The sequence below is a fragment of the Cytobacillus spartinae genome, from assembly GCF_042865285.1.
In the GTDB taxonomy this organism is placed as follows: domain Bacteria; phylum Bacillota; class Bacilli; order Bacillales; family Cytobacillaceae; genus Robertmurraya_A; species Robertmurraya_A spartinae.
In genome coordinates this window covers 60778-79118 of record NZ_JBIACK010000018.1, presented here as the reverse complement: position 1 = coordinate 79118, position 18341 = coordinate 60778, and the positions used below count along the sequence as shown (strand labels likewise).

Here is an 18341-nt window from a genome sequence, read left to right as displayed (position 1 = left end):
TTATGGAATATCAATACCCAATAGATTATCAGTGGTCAACAGAGGAAATTGTTGATGTCATAAAGTTTTTTGAGCACATTGAAATGGCTTATGAAAAAGGCATAGACCGAGATACGTTGTTAGCTTCTTATCGGAGGTTTAAAGAAATAGTACCAAGTAAAGCTGAGGAAAAGAAGGTCTGCGGAGAGTTTGAAGAAATGAGCGGCTATTCTTCTTATCGGACAATAAAGCTAAGTAAAGAAAGCGAATCTGGAGAAAGAATTAAAATGAATAAATAAAAAAACCACCCTTTGATTTTTTTCAAAGGGTGGTTTTTAGTATGAACATATTCAGCCTCTGGATTTTTCAAAAACGTTTAAGTAATTAAAATGGGCAACGTTTCACGTTTATGCCAATTTGTATAGGGGTAATAAGGTTTTAAATACACTATCGACTTTGTCAAGAAACTCATTAGGTGACATATTAATGGCTTCTTCCTTAGGAATATGAAGGCCACATAAGATTTCAGCTTTCTTAACACTTTGTAATCGTTCAAATAATGTTTGTAAGTCATCTATAGACATTTTGCTATGTAATTCTGCTTCTGGTTTTGTATGATCACCAGACCACACGTAATCTTTTGGAGTTTCCTTGTAGATCTTTTTAAGGTTTTTTCCTAGTTTTTTACCAAAATCTTCTTTGTTTGGAGCCTCATAAATCACTGCAAACCAAATAAATACATGAGTCTCCCACAATCCAATTTGAAAATGAGGAAGCATTTTATATCCTCTAGGGTTACTAGCAAAGGCTACCCAAGTGTCCTTTGGTGGATTAATCGTTCTTCTAGCGTGTTTCGCAACATGAGGAAACATTTCATTCCCTGTTAAAGCGGATAGGGTAGGGGAGAAGTGCTTACCTAGCTCCTCTAATTTTGGACGAATGTTCATTTTAAGTGCTTCCATCCGTTCGTCAAGACCATCTATGTTAAAAACATCAAAATCTGTATTAGTAAAACCTGAAAATGACATTTCTTTACCTCCTAGTAACTTTGTCAGATATTGTAGCATATTGTTAGAAAAAAGTATAAGATAAGCCACTTTTGATCATTTAGAAGGATGTTTACTTGGGTGTGGTCCTAATTCTTTTTTAATCTAAGAATAAATTGGGTTAGAGCACAAATTAGTTGCAACTAAAATACTTCGCTCATATTATAAAAGTAAAAATAGTCTGAATAAATAAAAAATGTCAGAAAGGAGTGTTTGTCCATGAAACAGCTTATGAATAATTTGAAAAAGAAAGCGGTTGAAAAAGAAAGAACAGCTGTATTACGTATGGAAATGGATTATGAATTAGCAACCCTTTACGAAGCAATGCAAGAAAGTAATGAAAAAAAGCAAAGTGAAACAAAAGAAAAGTTAGAAAAAATTAGGTTGGAACTTCTAAAGTTAAAGGCTCTTTAACCTACTAGAAGTTTAGCTTATAACAATGACAAGGAGTACTTTAGAAAAAATGAAAAAAACTAGGTTAGTCCTGTTATATTCACCTTAATGCGAACTCTATACTTAACAGTAGGGTTCGTTAATTTTTTCTCGCCCCTTTAAGATTAACAGATTTTGTTAAGGACAACTGCTTCCATCCTATTAATTTACAAATGAAATATTATCTAGATGGGGAGTATAAAGTTTGAACTCTTATTGACATTGAATTAAGCTAGTTATAACTAATCTTTAGGCTACTAGAGACTACAAAGGAAGTTGATCTAAATGAATTGGGAAGAAATTGATAAATCTGCAAAGCTATGGATTAAAGAAGCGGGGGATCGAATAAACAATTCGTTCGAAAAAACATTACATATTGAAACAAAGTCTAATGCCAACGACTTAGTGACAGACATCGATAAAGCAACGGAGAAATTTTTTATTTCAAAAATTAATGAAAAGTTTCCAGATCATAAAATTCTAGGTGAAGAAGGATTTGGAGATGAACTCAATGAGCTAACAGGGGTTGTTTGGATCATAGACCCTATCGATGGAACGATGAATTTTGTTCATCAAAAACGTAACTTTGCCATTTCTATCGGTATTTATGAAAATGGTGTTGGAAAAATTGGTTTAATTTATGATGTTGTTCATGATGAGCTCTATCATGCAATTAAGGGAGAGGGAGCTTTTCTTAATGAACGCCCACTAAGAAAATTAAGTAGTGTGCCTGTCTCGGAAGCTGTAATAGGACTAAATTCCACTTGGGTAACGGCTAATAGAAGAATAGATCCTACTATCTTAGCCTCTCTAGTAAGAGATGTACGTGGAACAAGGTCATATGGATCAGCTGCAATAGAAATGGCTTATGTAGCATCAGGAAGGCTAGATGCCTATATTACTTTAAGATTATCGCCATGGGACTTTGCAGCTGGAATTATCCTTGTAGAAGAAGTGGGTGGTGTCGCATCAACACTAAAAGGAGAACCAATCGATTTTTTAAATCAAAATTCAGTATTTATTAGTAAGCCTGGTTTTCATGATGTAGTTTTAAAGGAATATTTGCGAGATGGAAAATGGTAAAGTACAATCTCGAAAAATGGAATTTAATGATTTAGTTTTTTTAAAGAAGCTTGCTGATGAAAGTCCGGAATGGAAGAAAGAAGAACTTATAAATTATCAAGACATTACCAGTTTTGTCGAAAGTTATGCTCAATTAAAGGGAAAATGGAGGGTATGGGAGAGGGAAGGTGAAACAGTCGCCATCTCCTTTCATCTCGACAAAGCCCCATCTAATGGGAAACCATGGATAGGTACAGTTTTGGTGACCAAAGAATTTAGAAGAACAGACATAGGTAGAGGAATCATCCAAGGTATATGTAAGGAATGTAAAGAGTTAGGGAACAATGTGGTTTTTGCAGGGGTTCCGATACATCAATCAGAATGGATGGACTTTCTTTCAAAATGTGGCTTTGAACAACTAAAGGTGGAAAAAAGTGAGGATTACTCATATATGATTATGATTTATCCTCTATAAAATAAACATCGGTAACAAGTAAAAAAGATTGGCACAAGCCAATCTTTTTTACTTGCTTATAGTTCCCCGTTCTCACGCATTTTTTTCTTTGTCTTAAACCCAAAGCCCATTACGATGACTAGAGCGATTAATGATGCAATGGTTCCAAGGGGGCTGCGAAATCCAATAGCAATACCTGTCCAAATCATGCATGCTGCTGATGCAAATGCAAAAAATAATAATGGCCATTTAATTTGTTTCATATAATCAACATCCTTTAGGTGTTTACTTAGTTCTATAATACCAAACAAACTTAGGGAGATTTTTTATAAATAATGTAGAAACTATTTAGAAAAAGCTTAGTTCGTTTAGCTAGGAAGTATAAAAAGTAATCATCATCCAAAACTCAAATGACAAAAAAGCAATAAAAAATGAATATGATTACTATTTTACACAAAAAGCTTTTAGGTTTCCACTTCAATTATGTTATAATGTTTCAGTTATGATAAAAAAAGCTAATCTATTTGATTGAACAATAAAGGCAGGAGTGAAATTAGTTGAAATTAAGAGAAGATATTCGTAATATCGCCATCATTGCCCACGTTGACCATGGTAAAACAACACTCGTGGACCAATTACTAAAGCAATCTGGTACTTTCCGTACAAACGAGCATGTCGAAGAGCGTGCAATGGATTCCAATGATTTAGAAAGAGAACGTGGGATTACCATATTGGCGAAGAATACTGCGATCCAATATAAAGATACAAGAATTAATATTCTTGATACGCCAGGCCACGCTGATTTCGGTGGAGAAGTAGAGCGTATCATGAAGATGGTTGATGGTGTACTTCTAGTAGTTGATGCATATGAAGGATGTATGCCTCAAACACGTTTCGTTCTGAAAAAAGCGTTAGAGCAAAACTTAACACCAATTGTTGTTGTAAATAAAATAGACCGTGATTTTGCGCGTCCAACAGAAGTTATTGACGAGGTTCTTGACTTGTTTATTGAATTAGAAGCAAATGAGGATCAACTTGAATTCCCAGTAGTTTATGCTTCTGCCATTAATGGTACAGCAAGCCTAGACCCAGAAAAACAGGACGAAAACATGGAATGCCTATACGATACTATCGTTGAGCACATGCCATCGCCAGTTGATAATCGTGAAGAGCCGTTACAATTCCAAGTAGCATTACTTGACTACAATGACTATGTAGGAAGAATTGGAATTGGACGTGTATTCCGTGGAACGATGAAAGTTGGGCAACAAGTTGCCTTAATGAAGTTAGATGGATCTGTTAAACAATTCCGTGTAACTAAAATATTCGGTTTCTTCGGTCTAAAACGTCAAGAAATTCAAGAAGCATACGCTGGTGATTTAATTGCCGTATCAGGTATGGAAGATATCAATGTTGGGGAAACAGTTTGTCCTGTTGAGCATCAAGAAGCGCTACCTGTATTAAGAATTGATGAGCCAACACTTCAAATGACATTTGTAGTTAATAATAGTCCATTTGCAGGTAGAGAAGGAAAGTATGTTACATCAAGGAAAATTGAGGAAAGACTACGTGCTCAGCTTCAAACAGATGTGAGCTTACGAGTTGAAAATACAGACTCTCCGGATGCTTGGATTGTTTCTGGGCGTGGGGAACTTCACCTATCTATCCTTATTGAAAACATGCGTCGTGAAGGATATGAGCTGCAAGTATCGAAGCCAGAAGTAATTGTGCGTGAAATTGATGGAGTTCGATGTGAGCCTGTTGAGCGCGTTCAAATTGATGTCCCTGAAGAGCACACAGGTGCTGTAATGGAGTCGATTGGTGCTCGTAAAGGTGAAATGTTAGACATGATTAACAATGGAACTGGACAAGTTCGATTAATCTTTATGGTTCCAGCACGTGGATTAATTGGGTATACAACTGAGTTCTTAACGTTAACTCGTGGATACGGAATTATTAACCATACGTTTGATAGCTACCAGCCTATGGCTCAAGGTCAAGTTGGAGGAAGACGCCAAGGTGTACTTGTATCTATGGAGACAGGTAAAGCTTCCACTTATGGAATTATGGGCGTTGAAGACCGCGGTGTGATCTTCGTTGAACCTGGAACTGAAATTTACGAAGGTATGATTGTCGGCGAACATAACCGTGAAAATGATATTACAGTAAATATTACAAAGGTTAAGCAAGCAACGAATATCCGCTCTGCTAACAAAGACCAAACAACAACGATGAAAAAGCCAAAAATCATGACTTTAGAAGAAGCTTTAGAGTATTTAAATGATGATGAATACTGTGAGGTTACTCCAGAATCCATTCGTCTTCGTAAAAAGATTCTAGACAAGAATGAGCGTGACAGAATTGCTAAGAAAAAGAAATATGCTGAAATGAGCTAGGTTTAAAGGAGAGGAGAAGTTTGGAAGAACTTAATGGATTTACACCGAGCTTACGTTTCTTTATTGAACTTACTGATGTTCAGATAGGTGTATGGTTACAATTTATTTCCATTATTATTTTGACCATCATCGTATACCGATTAGGTTTTGCAAAAAAGCTACCGATTTTAAAGAATATTGTGGTATATACTTGTCTTATTATAGGTTGTATTATTCTTCTAGTGTTCTCATATAGGTTCCCTATATTAGAAGGGTTAGCAATTGCTGCTTTGATATTAATTATCTATAAAGTCCGTCTTAAACAGGAACGAAAAAACAAAGATTTGGAAGTTAAAGAATAATGAAATCTTTACAAGATGCACTCTATAATTGGTTAACCATTAAAATTGTCAGTGACGCTAGACCGGATGATACAGCTGCGGTAGAAACTGAACAAATGTTTTATGAAATATTAACTGAAGAACATGCGCTTGCAGACATAGAAATAACAAAAGACGAGATTATGTACTACGTGTCTTATAAAATAGATGGCGAATCAAAATCAAGCAGGTTCCCACAAGAATTGATTGACGTGATGTTGAACCAGATTAACAATGAGCCTGAGAAGTATCATAATTATCCTTCTGAATAGGAAAAACCCCGCTCAACCTATGAGCGGGGTTTCTTCTGTTGAAGATACACTAAAACTGATAAGGCTATGACATACATGAAATGTCCAAAAGTCCAAAACATAATGGATTGTATATCATTGATGGCTGGGACTTCTTTTAAAGCAAGAAAACTTAATGGGAAGTACAATAAAATAGTAGGAAATGTGACGATGGAAGCTTTTACAAAGTAGGCTAGGGCTGAGTTTGGGCTAGATTTTTCCGTCCAAGACATATAGATAAAGCTCAATATAATCGAGAACAGCAAGTGAAACAAAAACTCACCCATTTCACCAAACTGAATTGAATTTAATATAGGAATAAAATCAATATTCAATAATAGTGTGTAGACCTTTTTTGTTGTTTGTTCTTCTATCACTTTTAGAACTGCACCAAGGACGATTCCAGAAATGATTCCGATGACTGTAGCATTAAGTATACGACTTACCATTCATCCTCTACGCTACGTGAACGATAAAGGTTAAAGTTCCCTGTAGCTATTCTCTCGTTGGTTCGCTCTGTAATCCTCGTCTCACAAGGTTTACACATATAAGTATGAATAGGACGGTTACGAAGTCGCTTTGCTTGAAAAGACTCATCCTGAATAGATTCAATTTTATCGCATATTACACATTTTACTCGCATAAGTACACCTCTTAATATCTTTTCTATATTTTTTATAAGATTTTTATATCAAAAACAGCTTTTGTTGAATCATCATGTTAATTCATTGTAATTATACTATATCATTTTATAAAAGGCTCTGTTAATTGAATTAACCCTTTTCATAAACAAATTATAGGGATTACATAAATTTTTATAAGAATCGAAAAAAATCACTCCTTTTGAGAGTGTTTAATTTGTTGTAATAAAGGAATAGTAGTAATATGGTTATAGTGAAAAAAGGAGGTATATGGATGGCAAACCAAGTTGAACCAAAATTAATTAAACCATTATATGACCAATTACAGAAAGAGCGTTTTGTAACACTTTCAACAGTTGACTTTGAAACAAATGGACCAAATGTAAGTGCTATTTCATGGATTCTTGCAAAAGATGAGGAGACAGTATACTTTGCTGTTGATAATCGCTCAAGAATTATTCAAAACATTCAAAATAACAATAAAGTAGTTGTTAATATAATTGCTAATGAATCTACATATTCCATCGCTGGAGAAGCTGCGGTTAAAGTTGAAAAACTAGAAGAAGTACCTCTAAAGCTCGCTCTAGTCGAAATCAAAATTAGTGAAGTTAGAGATGTTATGTTTTATGGTTCTAAGATAACTGTTGAGCCAGAATATGATAAAACATACGATAAAGATGCGGCAGCACGTCTTGATAATCAAGTGATGGAGGCAATGAGAAAAGCTTAGTCCCTGGACTAAGCTTTTTATGTTTTAATACAATTTTTAATTTTGATTTAGATGATGTTTAGATTGTTCTTCACGATGTTCTTCAAACTGTTTTTCTTCTTTATTATTCAGTTTGTTTTTAGGATCTTCAAATGAATTTTCTGGGTCAGGTTCAATAATGTCAGCCGGTATTTCAGGCATCAATCTTCCAGAAATGGCTGCAAGTTCATTCATTATCCCCCGAATAGGCTTGCCATTTTCAATATCTTCACCAATTTCTCTAAGTCTTGCTGTCATATCTGGATCTGCAATGACAACAGCATTAGCCCCATGTGGATCTTTTTTTAAGCTCTCAGCCACAGAGTACTTGATTGATCCTACTTTTGATCGGTCAAGCTTTTCATTTACATCAATCCCCACAATAGCATATCTACCTAGAACAACGGCAGTCGCATCATTTACATTAGGTAAACTCGTTGCAAGCTCTACTAGATGTTTTGAGATTTCTTGTCCTGAGTACCGATCAACATTTTGTATCGTACTTTCTTTAACATTAATCGTGTGTGGTTCCTCTTGTTTTTCGTTTTGTGCCTCATTATTTGTACCACAACCAGATAATATGGTCATAGCCATTAAAGTTAAGAGCAAAACCTTTTTCACTAGCTTCACCTCCGACTAGTATTCACTTTCATTATTCTGTAAAAATTCTCCTTGCAATCTTTTCTATAGGGAAAAAATCACAAAAAATTAACCTTTTAAAGGATTCATTATCGATTATTGTGCAAAATTTCTTCTATCTTTATTCGAGAAATCATATATTTTACAAAAGCTCTATCCGTCCTACGGTAGCAAACATAAATAAAGACCCAAAAGGAGCAGGAGGCATAGTATTGAGTAAAATATACGTGTTAGATACCAACGTCTTATTACAAGACCCATATTCGATATTTTCCTTTGAAGATAATGAAGTAGTAATTCCAGCAGTAGTACTAGAGGAAGTTGATTCTAAAAAGCGGTATATGGACGAAATAGGTAGAAACGCCAGACAAGTTTCCAGGCTAATTGACAGTCTTAGGCAAACTGGAAAACTTCACGAAAAAATCCCTCTTGAAAATGGTGGTGCCCTAAGAATTGAATTAAATCACCGATCATTTCATCAATTACAAGATATTTTTGTTGAAAAAACGAATGACAATAGAATCCTTGCTGTTGCAAAAAATTTATCTCTTGAAGAAGAAACAAAAGATGATGGACGACGAGTGACTCTAGTTAGTAAAGATGCATTAGTTCGAGTTAAGGCTGATGCGATTGGATTACACTCCGAAGATTTTCTAAGTGATCGTGTAATTGAAAATGACCATATATACACTGGTAGTATGGAGCTATATGTAAGTATTGATGCACTAAATCTCTTTTACGAAAAAGGAGAACTAAGATTATCTGAAATATCCAACCTTAATTTTTATCCAAATCAGTTTTTAATTATGAGAGACTCGCTAGGCTCTTCATCATCAGCAGTGGGAATGGTGGACCATAAGGGTATCCATGTTAAGAAGCTTGTCTTTGATCACGACCATATATGGGGAATAAGGCCAAGGAATGTTCAACAAACCATGGCCATTGAGCTTCTCCTACGAAAGGATCTTCCGCTGGTAACACTAATTGGGAAAGCTGGGACCGGAAAGACACTCCTTGCGTTGGCATCTGGATTAATGCAGACAGAGGATTATGGGGAATACAAAAAGCTCCTGGTTGCAAGACCGATTGTACCTGTTGGAAAGGATTTAGGATTTTTGCCTGGTGAAAAAGAGGAAAAGCTTAGACCGTGGATGCAGCCGATATATGATAACCTAGAATATCTATTTAATGTTAAGAAGCCCGGGGAACTAGATGCTATATTAGCTGGTATGGGATCTATTGAAGTTGAGGCTTTAACCTATATTAGGGGAAGAAGTATTCCAGATCAATTTATCATTATTGATGAGGCGCAAAACCTAACAAAACATGAAGTCAAAACGATCTTAACCCGTGTAGGAGAAAGAAGCAAGATTGTCCTCATGGGAGATCCTGAACAAATTGATCATCCATATCTAGATGCTTATAATAATGGCCTCACATATGTAGTGGAGAAGTTTAAAAACCAACAAATTTCTGGACATGTTAAATTATTCAAGGGAGAGCGCTCTGGGCTTGCTCAATTAGCAGCAGATATTCTCTAAAGCGAAAATGAGTGGTTATCATTTGACCTAACAAAAAAAGGGGCTTAGTTAGCCCCTTGTTCCATTTTAGTCTATCCTAAAGGCCTTTACTGCTTTAATTGGGTTATCTCGATTAGACCCATTCCCGTAAAAAACATAAATTGGACCATCGTCTCTTAGAGGCTTTCCTTCATTTGAAAACCCCAGTATTAGTTCATTGGCTTTATCGAATGACAATTTGATTTCATCATTAGCAGTTTCAATGACTAAGACCTTGGCATCTTCTTGTATCTCAGCATTTTTTAGAAAAGGCTTTAGTGGAATACCAAAGGTTCCTGTAAGTACTTTTTCTTTTTCAAATTTTTTCTCTGTTTTAAGAGTAGGAGGATAAACAGCTCCCTCCATAATCTCTCTATCCCAGTGTGCTGAAATTGCCTTTTTATAATCCTCAAGCTCATCCTTTGAAGTTGGAATTGAATCAAAATAAGTGTTTAAATCTACCTTACGATCATCAAATATCCAAACACCAGGATCTAAAGTAATGGGAAACTTCACTTTTCCCTTAATTGAAATAATATTTTCCATCATGGTCCTCCTATGTTTTTACACCTTATGTCACTAAGGAGCATCATTCGAAAGCATTTGGGAGTATGGTATTCCTACTCCTTACTTCTTTAAAAGGTTGAGTACTATAAAAGTATACCGATAAACAGATTAAATGTCATTTTTCGTACCCTATAAAGGATGAAATGGTTCATTATCATTCAAACTAACAAAAAAACAAAAAGGGGTACCAAGAATGAAGTGCGAAACAAATGAACACTTAGAAGAACTCGTTGCACAAGTGCGAAGCCTTACAAAACATGGGAAAGTTGCGGATTATATACCTGCCCTAGGTAAAGTAAATGGAGAAGATTTATCAATTGCTCTATATGATATAAAGAAAGAGTGCTTATATGCGGGTGACTATCAAAAGAAATTTACACTCCAAAGTATATCAAAGGTTCTTTCTCTAGCTTTAGTATTAATGGAACGAGGAAAAGATTATGTTTTCGAGAAGGTTGGGATGGAGCCAACAGGAGACCCGTTTAACTCCATTTCGAAGCTTGAAACGTCCATTCCCTCTAAGCCCCTAAATCCAATGATTAATGCAGGGGCACTCGCTGTTACAAACATGATCCCAGGATATGATTTAGAAGATAAGTGGGACAAACTGATTATTTTTGTTCAAAAACTAGCAAGTGATGCCGAGGTTGATTACGATAAGGAAGTTGCACAATCTGAATATGAAACAGCACATCTAAATAGAGCCTTGTGTTACTTTATGAAGCAGCATGGAATTATTGAGGGGGATATAGAGGAATTGATGGAGTTATATACTAGACAATGCTCCATTGAGATGAATTGTTTTGATTTAGCGAGAATTGGTGCGGTATTTGCGTTAAATGGTCAAGATCCGGACACCGGAGAAACAATAATCCCAAAAGATATTGCCCGTATATGCAAAACCTTTATGGTGACTTGTGGGATGTATGATGCATCTGGTGAATTTGCCATGAAAGTAGGAATACCAGCAAAGAGCGGTGTTTCTGGCGGTATTATGGCTGTTGTACCAGAGAAATATGGGATTGGTATATTTGGCCCTGCTCTTGATGAGAAAGGGAATAGCATAGCAGGGTTGAAACTTCTTCAAAGTTTAGCAAATGAATATGACTTTAGTATATTCTAGCTGAAAAAATTACTAGTTAAATTCCATAAAGTTTTTACTATAAATAAGTTGTTTTTCATATTAGAATAAACATAGGGGAAATTTATACGGAATATTTTGTGGGAAAACTGTAAACTGGTATATTTCTTGCTTTTTTTCATACTTCCGTATAAAATTTAAAGATAGATAATCGCTCGGAAACGGGGGGATCAATGTTGGCGTCTGAAACAGTACTGGATCATCGTGAAAAAGCAAATGCCTTGTTAAAGGCTGACGCTGATAAGATATTGAAGCTTATAAAAGTGCAGATGGATAACTTAACTATGCCTCAATGTCCATTATATGAAGAAGTGTTGGACACTCAAATGTTTGGGTTATCTCGAGAGATAGATTTCGCCGTTCGCCTTGGATTAATTGAGGAGAATGAAGGAAAAGCTATTTTAGAGAAGCTAGAAAGAGAACTTTCTGCTCTTCATGATGCTTCACAAAAAAAATAAAAAATTAAAAAACTCAAACATCTTAAAAGAATGTTTGAGTTTTTTTATAAGGCTGTTTTCGCATATATTGTTGCTATTCGTATATGGTCACCAACGCTGACTCAATGCACCATACTCCGTTTAAAAGTGTAGTATTAAAATAGCAACAAAGTATAGGAAAAGAGCCTTTAAAAGGTAATATGATTTAAAAAACTTCCCCTGTATCCATTATCCATGTTCGTTTATTATAAAAAATTTCACCTATTCGTAAAATTTGTATAACACATTTATTGATTAGTATGTCATAATGGGTATATCACTTTCATCCCATCCATATTTTACACGTTAACTTTTCTTCTCTTTGATGCAGGACATTTAATACTATAGTAGAATAAGTAATACAACTAGAAGATGAGGAAGAGGTTGAATGGTAAAAAAAATTATTAAATCGTATGATTTTTCATTGATACTCGTCGTAGCATTATTAACGATTTTTGGATTGATTATGATTTACAGTGCTAGTATGGTTACTGCGATTCAAAGATATGGCGTGGAAAGTGATTATTTTTACGATAGACAAAAGCTACATATTATCGGTGCCTCACTTGTATTTTTATTCTTTGCGGTTTTTCCATACAAGCTAATGTTGAGCAACAAGATACTCGTTCCAATGGTATTTTTATCGTTGTTCGTGTTAGGAGCTATTCTTGTGTTTGGTCATGTTGCAGGGAATGCGCAAAGCTGGTTTAAGATAGGGCCAATTAGCATTCAACCTTCAGAATTTGTAAAGGTGAGTTTGATCATCTATTTGTCTGCTGTATATGCAAAAAAACAGTCATACATAAACGAATTTAATAAAGGTGTAGTACCCCCTCTATTATATTTAATTCTTGTGTGTTTTTTAATTGCGTTACAACCGGACTATGGTACTGCAGCAATCATTGTATTGATTGCAGGAACCATTATTATCTCATCGGGAATGAACCTGAAAAATATATTCCGATTAGGGATTTTAGGACTGATTTTATCCATTCCAATTATCTTAATTCTAAAGGATAAAGTGCTGTCCAAAGTTCGATTAGGAAGATTTGAAGCATTTGCTGATCCATTCTCTGTTGAACAAACCACTGGGTACCACTTGGTTAATTCATACTTAGCCATGGGTTCAGGTGGTATTGAAGGGTTAGGACTGGGACAGAGTGTCCAAAAACTAGGCTATCTGCCTGAATCACATACAGATTTTATTATGGCGGTAATAGCCGAAGAGTTGGGGATATTCGGCGTAAGCTTTGTTTTATTAGCCCTAGGATATATTGTTCTAAAAGGTATTTTAATAGGTCTAAAAGGAAAAGATCCATTTGGTAGTTTACTAGCAATAGGGATTTCAAGCATGATTGGTATACAAAGTTTTATAAATTTAGGTGGAATTTCAGGGATTATTCCTTTAACAGGGGTTCCGCTTCCCTTTGTCAGTTATGGTGGTTCTTCACTCATTCAGTTATCTATTGCAATGGGGATACTTGTGAATGTTTCGATGTTTGTAAACTATGAGAACAAGTATAAAAATAAGAAGCCAGAAACCAAAGCTGTACAAAGTGAAAATCTTTCAGAAAATCCTTTTTATTTTCGCAAATAGGCGCGGGACACTTGTTCTAGCGCTTTTTATCCAATATAAAAAGAGTGAATTTTCTTAATAAACTTTATGCATTTATTTTACTCTTTGGCATCGTAATATTGGTCAACCTTTGGAAATAGTAAAGCTATTATAAACGGTGCAAAAAACAATAAAATACATATTAGATGAGGTGTTTCTTTTGAGCAGACAAATCAACAAAGTGTTAGTAGCTAACAGAGGAGAAATCGCTATTCGTGTATTCCGTGCATGTACGGAACTAAATATTCGAACAGTAGCTGTATACTCTAAAGAAGACTCTGGTGCATACCACCGTTATAAAGCCGATGAAGCATACTTAGTAGGTGAGGGTAAGAAGCCTATCGATGCATACTTAGACATTGAGGGAATTATCGAGATTGCTAAAAATAGTGATGTTGATGCCATTCATCCAGGCTATGGATTTTTATCTGAGAATATAAACTTCGCTCGAAGATGTGAAGAAGAAGGAATCATTTTTATTGGTCCAAACTCAAGGCACCTCGATATGTTTGGAGATAAAGTTAAAGCGAGAACACAGGCACAATTAGCTGAGATTCCTGTTATTCCTGGTAGCGATGGTCCAATAGAAGGACTAGAGGACGCTGTAAGCTTTGGGAAAAAGTACGGATTCCCGATCATCATCAAAGCTTCATTAGGCGGCGGTGGCCGTGGAATGAGAATTGTTAGAAGCCTCGAAGAATTAAAAGAATCTTATACAAGAGCTAAATCTGAAGCGAAAGCTGCTTTCGGAAATGATGAAGTATATGTAGAGAAATTTATAGAAAAACCAAAACATATTGAAGTACAAATCTTTGGTGATCATCTAGGAAATATTATTCACTTATATGAAAGAGACTGCTCCGTTCAGCGTCGTCATCAAAAGGTAGTTGAAGTAGCTCCCAGTGTATCGGTTTCGGATGACCTAAGGGAAGCGATCTGTGAAGCAGCTGTTAGGTTAATGAAAAATGTAAATTATATTAATGCAGGTACTGTTGAATTCCTAGTTGCAAACAATGAGTTCTACTTTATAGAAGTAAATCCTCGTGTACAGGTAGAGCACACGATTACCGAAATGGTAACCGGTGTGGACATTGTACAAACACAGATTTTAGTAGCTGAAGGACATGGACTACATTCAAAAGAGATTGGAGTACCAAAACAAGAAGATATTAAAACTCACGGATTCGCCATTCAGTCTCGTGTTACAACTGAGGATCCTTTAAACAACTTCATGCCAGACACTGGTAAGATTATGGTTTATCGCTCTGGCGGTGGTTTTGGTGTACGTCTAGATGCAGGAAACGGATTCCAAGGGGCCGTTATTACGCCTTACTATGATTCATTACTCGTAAAACTTTCTACATGGGCACTAACATTTGAACAAGCAGCTTCAAAAATGGTTAGGAATTTACGAGAGTTTCGTATTCGTGGAATCAAAACGAATATTCCGTTTTTGGAAAATGTAGTGAAGCACGAAAGCTTCATCAATGGCCAGTATGATACTTCTTTTATTGATACAACACCGGAGCTTTTCTTATTCCCAGTAAGTAAAGACCGTGGGACTAAAATGCTATCTTATATTGGGAACGTTACGGTTAACGGTTTTCCTGGTATTGAAAAGAAAAAGAGACCTGTCTTTGACGAACCACGTATTCCAAAGGTTAGTAGTTCTTTAAAAGCAGAGCGTGGTACAAAACAAATTCTTGATGAGCAAGGTGCTGATGGTCTAGTAAAGTGGATTAAGGATCAAAAGCAAGTCCTGTTAACAGATACAACCTTCCGTGATGCACACCAATCATTACTTGCTACACGCGTAAGAACAATTGATATTAAGCACATTGCTGAACCAACCGCAAAACTATTACCTGACATGTTCTCATATGAGATGTGGGGTGGAGCAACGTTCGACGTTGCATACCGTTTCTTAAAAGAAGATCCATGGGATCGACTATTGACTTTAAGAAAGCAAATTCCAAATGTACTATTCCAGATGCTTCTAAGAGCTTCTAATGCAGTTGGTTATAAGAACTATCCGGATAATGTTATTCGTGAGTTTGTTGAAAAATCTGCATACGCTGGAATAGATGTATTTAGAATATTTGACAGTCTGAACTGGGTAAAAGGGATGGAAGTAGCGATTGATGCAGTTAGGAATACTGGTAAAATCGCTCAAGCAGCAATTTGCTATACAGGTGATATCTTAGATCCAACGCGTAAAAAGTATGATCTAGATTATTATAAAATGCTTGCTAAGGAATTAGAGCAACAAGGGGCTCATATTTTAGCAATTAAGGATATGGCTGGTTTACTTAAGCCTCAAGCTGCATATGCACTCGTATCTGAGCTAAAAGAAACGATTGAAATTCCTATTCACCTTCATACTCATGATACAAGTGGAAATGGGATTTACACATACGCAAAGGCAATTGAGGCGGGGGTTGATATTGTCGATGTAGCGCTAAGCTCGATGGCGGGCTTAACGTCACAGCCAAGTGCAAATACACTGTATTATGCTCTTGAAGGTACGGAGCGTAGACCTTCAACAGATATTCAAGCTCTAGAACAGCTGTCGCACTATTGGGAAGATGTAAGAAAGTACTACCAGGACTTTGAAAGTGGGATGATGTCCCCTCACACAGAGGTGTACCAGCATGAAATGCCTGGAGGTCAATATAGTAACCTTCAGCAACAGGCGAAAGCGGTTGGCTTGGGTGATCAGTGGGATAAAGTAAAAGATATGTATGCCCGTGTTAATCAGATGTTTGGAGATATCGTGAAGGTAACGCCATCCTCAAAAGTAGTAGGGGATATGGCTCTTTATATGGTTCAAAACCAGTTAACAGAAGAAGATGTTATTACTAGAGGTCAAAATCTAGATTTCCCTGATTCTGTAGTAGAACTCTTTGAAGGTTATTTAGGGCAGCCTCATGGTGGATTCCCTGCTGAATTACAAAAGGCAATCTTAAAAGGGAAGGAACCTATAACCGTTCGACCTGGAGAGCTTTTAGAGGATGTTAATTTTGAAGCCATTAAAGAGGAATTGTTTAAAGAATTAGGGCGACCTGTTACGAGTTTTGAAGTTATTGCTTATGCTTTATATCCTAAAGTTTTTAAGGAATATACAAATACAGTAGAACTTTTTGGAGATATTTCAGTTTTAGATACACCAACATTCTTGTATGGATTAAGACTCGGTGAAGAGGTTGAAATTGAAATTGAAACAGGGAAAACACTAATTGTTAAACTAGTTTCAATTGGTCAACCACAAGCAGATGGAACAAGAGTGGTTTACTTTGAATTGAATGGCCAACCTCGTGAAGTTGTTATAAAGGATGAGAGCATTAAATCTACGGTTGCTTCTAAGGTAAAGGCAGATCCGAAGAATGAAACTCATATTGCTGCTTCCATGCCTGGTACGGTCATTAAAGTACTAGTGGAAAAAGGTGAGAAGGTAGAACGAGGAGATCATCTTATGATCACCGAAGCTATGAAGATGGAGACAACTGTTCAAGCACCTTTCTCTGGAGTGGTTAAGGATATTTATGTAACAAATGGTGAAGCAATTCAAACTGGGGATTTACTAATTGAACTATCTAAATAGAATTATAAAATAAGGTTGAAATAAAAAAGTTGCAGCATTAGCTGCAACTTTTTTTATGAATTATTGTGCTGTAACAGGTGGGATTGGAACATCTTTAACAGCTTGTTTTTTCTCTTGATTTAACGCAATAGCATTCTTTTTGCTTCTGGAGGTTAATAATATGAAGTAGCTTAACACACCAAACAGACAAGAAATAAAGAATGCATGTGAAAGTGCTATAAATAAATTTAATCTTGTTAGTACCACTAGTGCACCGGTAACTACTTGGCATGATACAAGTGTAAAAGCAACAATCCATCCCCAGTAGACGACTTTTTGGTGTTTATAATTTTTAATGGCTAAAAAAGTGATATAGCCAATCCATATAAATATCAGGCCTGCCGCTAATCGGTGCCCCATTTGCACCCACTCGTAAAAGTTATCGGGCAATCCAATAGCTGTATTAATACAAAATGGCCAATCTCGGCATACTAAACTTGCGTCAACGTGTCTAACTAAAGCACCAGTGTATACAACGACGAAGCTGTATAAGGTAACACCAAAAATATGAGACTGCATTCTTTTATCGATTACTAGTTTTTCCGCTTCAAACTTCTTGTCCACTTCGAAGATAAGAAGTGTTAAAAGAAAAACAGCTGCAAATGAGATAAGAGATATTCCGAAATGAGCCGCAAGAACAAAGTCTGATTGTCCCCAAATAACTGCTGCAGCACCGATTAGACCTTGGAGAACAAGAAAAAAGAACGAAAGCAGTGAAAGAAATTTAGTTTCACGTATATGACCTATTTTCCTCCAAGACCAGATCGAAAGGACCAATACCATTATTCCGACGCTTCCTGAAACGAGTCTATGGGCTAACTCAATAACTAGCTCGGCAGTAATGTTTGTTGGGATTAACTCACCATTACATAATGGCCAAGAGCGCCCGCATCCCATTCCAGATTCGGTTTTCGTTACGAGAGCTCCACCCAATAGTATAAGAAGCATGCCTATAGTTGTAAGAACGGCAAACCATTTAAGGAGTCGCAAAAGAAATCACCTTCTTCATTAGGAACTTTATTTTTTGTCAAATATAAGTAGAGAGTTATAATACATTTGAAACATAAATAAATTATGCGGTATAATCATATCTGATTTTTTAAAAAAAGAACAGAAATTAACCTTTTTTAATCCACTTTTTCGATAGTACACAATAATATGCAATTTTACAATACTAATAAATATTTACCACAGTCGTTATATTAAAAAGTGTTGCATCTAAGCTGTGAGTTTGCTAGAAATATATAGGGGTATTATTTATACATGTATCCAGTGAACAATTGATTTTTGAGATGAA

Annotated in this window: 20 protein-coding genes; 13 read left to right on the top strand and 7 right to left on the bottom strand. The window is 35.9% G+C overall.

Annotation, left to right across the window (positions count from 1 at the left end; all coding sequences use genetic code 11):
- Positions 1 to 2: 2 nt before the first annotated feature.
- Complete coding sequence (locus ACFYKX_RS24320) at positions 3 to 278, top strand: UPF0223 family protein (RefSeq protein ID WP_389364506.1); 276 nt, start codon at positions 3 to 5, stop codon at positions 276 to 278.
- Positions 279 to 386: 108 nt separating this feature from the next.
- Here the strand turns inward: ACFYKX_RS24320 and ACFYKX_RS24315 are convergent, their stop codons facing one another.
- A complete protein-coding gene (locus ACFYKX_RS24315) occupies positions 387 to 1007 on the bottom strand; it encodes a YktB family protein (RefSeq protein ID WP_389364451.1) in 621 nt (206 codons plus the stop codon).
- A 237-nt stretch (positions 1008 to 1244) separates the two neighbouring features.
- Here ACFYKX_RS24315 and ACFYKX_RS24310 point away from each other — a divergent pair, with 237 nt between their 5' ends.
- The 3 genes from ACFYKX_RS24310 to ACFYKX_RS24300 all read left to right on the top strand — a co-directional run bounded on the left by ACFYKX_RS24310 (position 1245) and on the right by ACFYKX_RS24300 (position 2994).
- Entirely contained in the window at positions 1245 to 1439 is a 195-nt protein-coding gene (locus ACFYKX_RS24310) for a hypothetical protein (protein ID WP_389364449.1), read from the top strand.
- Between the two features lie 303 nt (positions 1440 to 1742).
- On the top strand, positions 1743 to 2540 hold the full coding sequence (locus ACFYKX_RS24305) for an inositol monophosphatase family protein (protein WP_389364447.1): 798 nt from the start codon (positions 1743 to 1745) through the stop codon (positions 2538 to 2540).
- Positions 2527 to 2994 (top strand): GNAT family N-acetyltransferase, encoded by a 468-nt coding sequence (locus tag ACFYKX_RS24300; protein WP_389364445.1) that lies wholly within the window; start codon positions 2527 to 2529, stop codon positions 2992 to 2994. Before ACFYKX_RS24305 ends, ACFYKX_RS24300 begins: the two co-directional genes overlap by 14 nt.
- 56 nt (positions 2995 to 3050) lie before the next feature.
- On the opposite strand, the gene ACFYKX_RS24295 is transcribed toward ACFYKX_RS24300, so the two are convergent.
- Positions 3051 to 3236: a YlaF family protein gene (locus ACFYKX_RS24295; RefSeq protein WP_389364443.1), complete on the bottom strand. Its 186-nt coding sequence runs from the start codon at positions 3234 to 3236 to the stop codon at positions 3051 to 3053.
- Positions 3237 to 3530: 294 nt separating this feature from the next.
- Here ACFYKX_RS24295 and typA point away from each other — a divergent pair, with 294 nt between their 5' ends.
- From typA to ACFYKX_RS24280, 3 genes are read left to right on the top strand one after another with little or no spacing between them, the layout of a single operon-like run.
- Positions 3531 to 5369, top strand: a complete 1839-nt coding sequence (typA, locus tag ACFYKX_RS24290; protein ID WP_389364441.1) for a translational GTPase TypA — start codon at positions 3531 to 3533, stop codon at positions 5367 to 5369.
- A 20-nt stretch (positions 5370 to 5389) separates the two neighbouring features.
- Positions 5390 to 5710, top strand: coding sequence for a YlaH-like family protein (locus ACFYKX_RS24285; RefSeq protein ID WP_389364440.1), 321 nt, complete (start codon positions 5390 to 5392; stop codon positions 5708 to 5710).
- The gene (locus tag ACFYKX_RS24280) at positions 5710 to 6000 is read left to right on the top strand and encodes a hypothetical protein (protein ID WP_389364438.1); all 291 of its coding nucleotides are present in this window, start codon (positions 5710 to 5712) and stop codon (positions 5998 to 6000) included. Before ACFYKX_RS24285 ends, ACFYKX_RS24280 begins: the two co-directional genes overlap by 1 nt.
- Positions 6001 to 6017: 17 nt before the next feature.
- Here ACFYKX_RS24280 and ACFYKX_RS24275 read toward each other — a convergent pair whose 3' ends face one another.
- Together ACFYKX_RS24275 and ACFYKX_RS24270 are read right to left on the bottom strand one after the other, a co-directional pair.
- Positions 6018 to 6467: a hypothetical protein gene (locus ACFYKX_RS24275; protein ID WP_389364436.1), complete on the bottom strand. Its 450-nt coding sequence runs from the start codon at positions 6465 to 6467 to the stop codon at positions 6018 to 6020.
- The gene (locus ACFYKX_RS24270; RefSeq protein ID WP_389364434.1) at positions 6461 to 6661 is read right to left on the bottom strand and encodes a YlaI family protein; all 201 of its coding nucleotides are present in this window, start codon (positions 6659 to 6661) and stop codon (positions 6461 to 6463) included. Before ACFYKX_RS24270 ends, ACFYKX_RS24275 begins: the two co-directional genes overlap by 7 nt.
- 272 nt (positions 6662 to 6933) lie before the next feature.
- Between ACFYKX_RS24270 and ACFYKX_RS24265 the strand changes: the two genes are divergently transcribed.
- A complete protein-coding gene (locus ACFYKX_RS24265) occupies positions 6934 to 7389 on the top strand; it encodes a pyridoxamine 5'-phosphate oxidase family protein (RefSeq protein WP_389364432.1) in 456 nt (151 codons plus the stop codon).
- Positions 7390 to 7425: 36 nt separating this feature from the next.
- Here the strand turns inward: ACFYKX_RS24265 and ACFYKX_RS24260 are convergent, their stop codons facing one another.
- Complete coding sequence (locus ACFYKX_RS24260; protein ID WP_389364430.1) at positions 7426 to 8028, bottom strand: YhcN/YlaJ family sporulation lipoprotein; 603 nt, start codon at positions 8026 to 8028, stop codon at positions 7426 to 7428.
- Between the two features lie 230 nt (positions 8029 to 8258).
- On the opposite strand from ACFYKX_RS24260, the gene ACFYKX_RS24255 reads away from it, so the two are divergent.
- Positions 8259 to 9587, top strand: a complete 1329-nt coding sequence (locus ACFYKX_RS24255; RefSeq protein ID WP_389364428.1) for a PhoH family protein — start codon at positions 8259 to 8261, stop codon at positions 9585 to 9587.
- A 66-nt stretch (positions 9588 to 9653) separates the two neighbouring features.
- On the opposite strand, the gene ACFYKX_RS24250 is transcribed toward ACFYKX_RS24255, so the two are convergent.
- Positions 9654 to 10151 carry a peptidyl-prolyl cis-trans isomerase gene (locus tag ACFYKX_RS24250; protein ID WP_389364426.1) on the bottom strand — a complete coding sequence of 166 codons (498 nt, stop codon included), beginning with the start codon at positions 10149 to 10151 and terminating at the stop codon, positions 9654 to 9656.
- 214 nt (positions 10152 to 10365) lie between these two features.
- On the opposite strand from ACFYKX_RS24250, the gene glsA reads away from it, so the two are divergent.
- The 4 genes from glsA (at position 10366) to pyc (ending at position 17005) form a co-directional block, all read left to right on the top strand.
- The gene (glsA, locus tag ACFYKX_RS24245; RefSeq protein ID WP_389364425.1) at positions 10366 to 11295 is read left to right on the top strand and encodes a glutaminase A; all 930 of its coding nucleotides are present in this window, start codon (positions 10366 to 10368) and stop codon (positions 11293 to 11295) included.
- Between the two features lie 194 nt (positions 11296 to 11489).
- Positions 11490 to 11771 (top strand): YlaN family protein, encoded by a 282-nt coding sequence (locus ACFYKX_RS24240; RefSeq protein WP_389364504.1) that lies wholly within the window; start codon positions 11490 to 11492, stop codon positions 11769 to 11771.
- A gap of 406 nt (positions 11772 to 12177) precedes the next feature.
- A complete protein-coding gene (locus ACFYKX_RS24235; RefSeq protein WP_389364423.1) occupies positions 12178 to 13386 on the top strand; it encodes an FtsW/RodA/SpoVE family cell cycle protein in 1209 nt (402 codons plus the stop codon).
- A gap of 178 nt (positions 13387 to 13564) precedes the next feature.
- A complete protein-coding gene (pyc, locus tag ACFYKX_RS24230) occupies positions 13565 to 17005 on the top strand; it encodes a pyruvate carboxylase (RefSeq protein ID WP_389364421.1) in 3441 nt (1146 codons plus the stop codon).
- 60 nt (positions 17006 to 17065) lie between these two features.
- Here pyc and ACFYKX_RS24225 read toward each other — a convergent pair whose 3' ends face one another.
- Entirely contained in the window at positions 17066 to 17992 is a 927-nt protein-coding gene (locus ACFYKX_RS24225; protein ID WP_389364502.1) for a COX15/CtaA family protein, read from the bottom strand.
- Between the last annotated feature and the right edge of the window lie 349 nt (positions 17993 to 18341).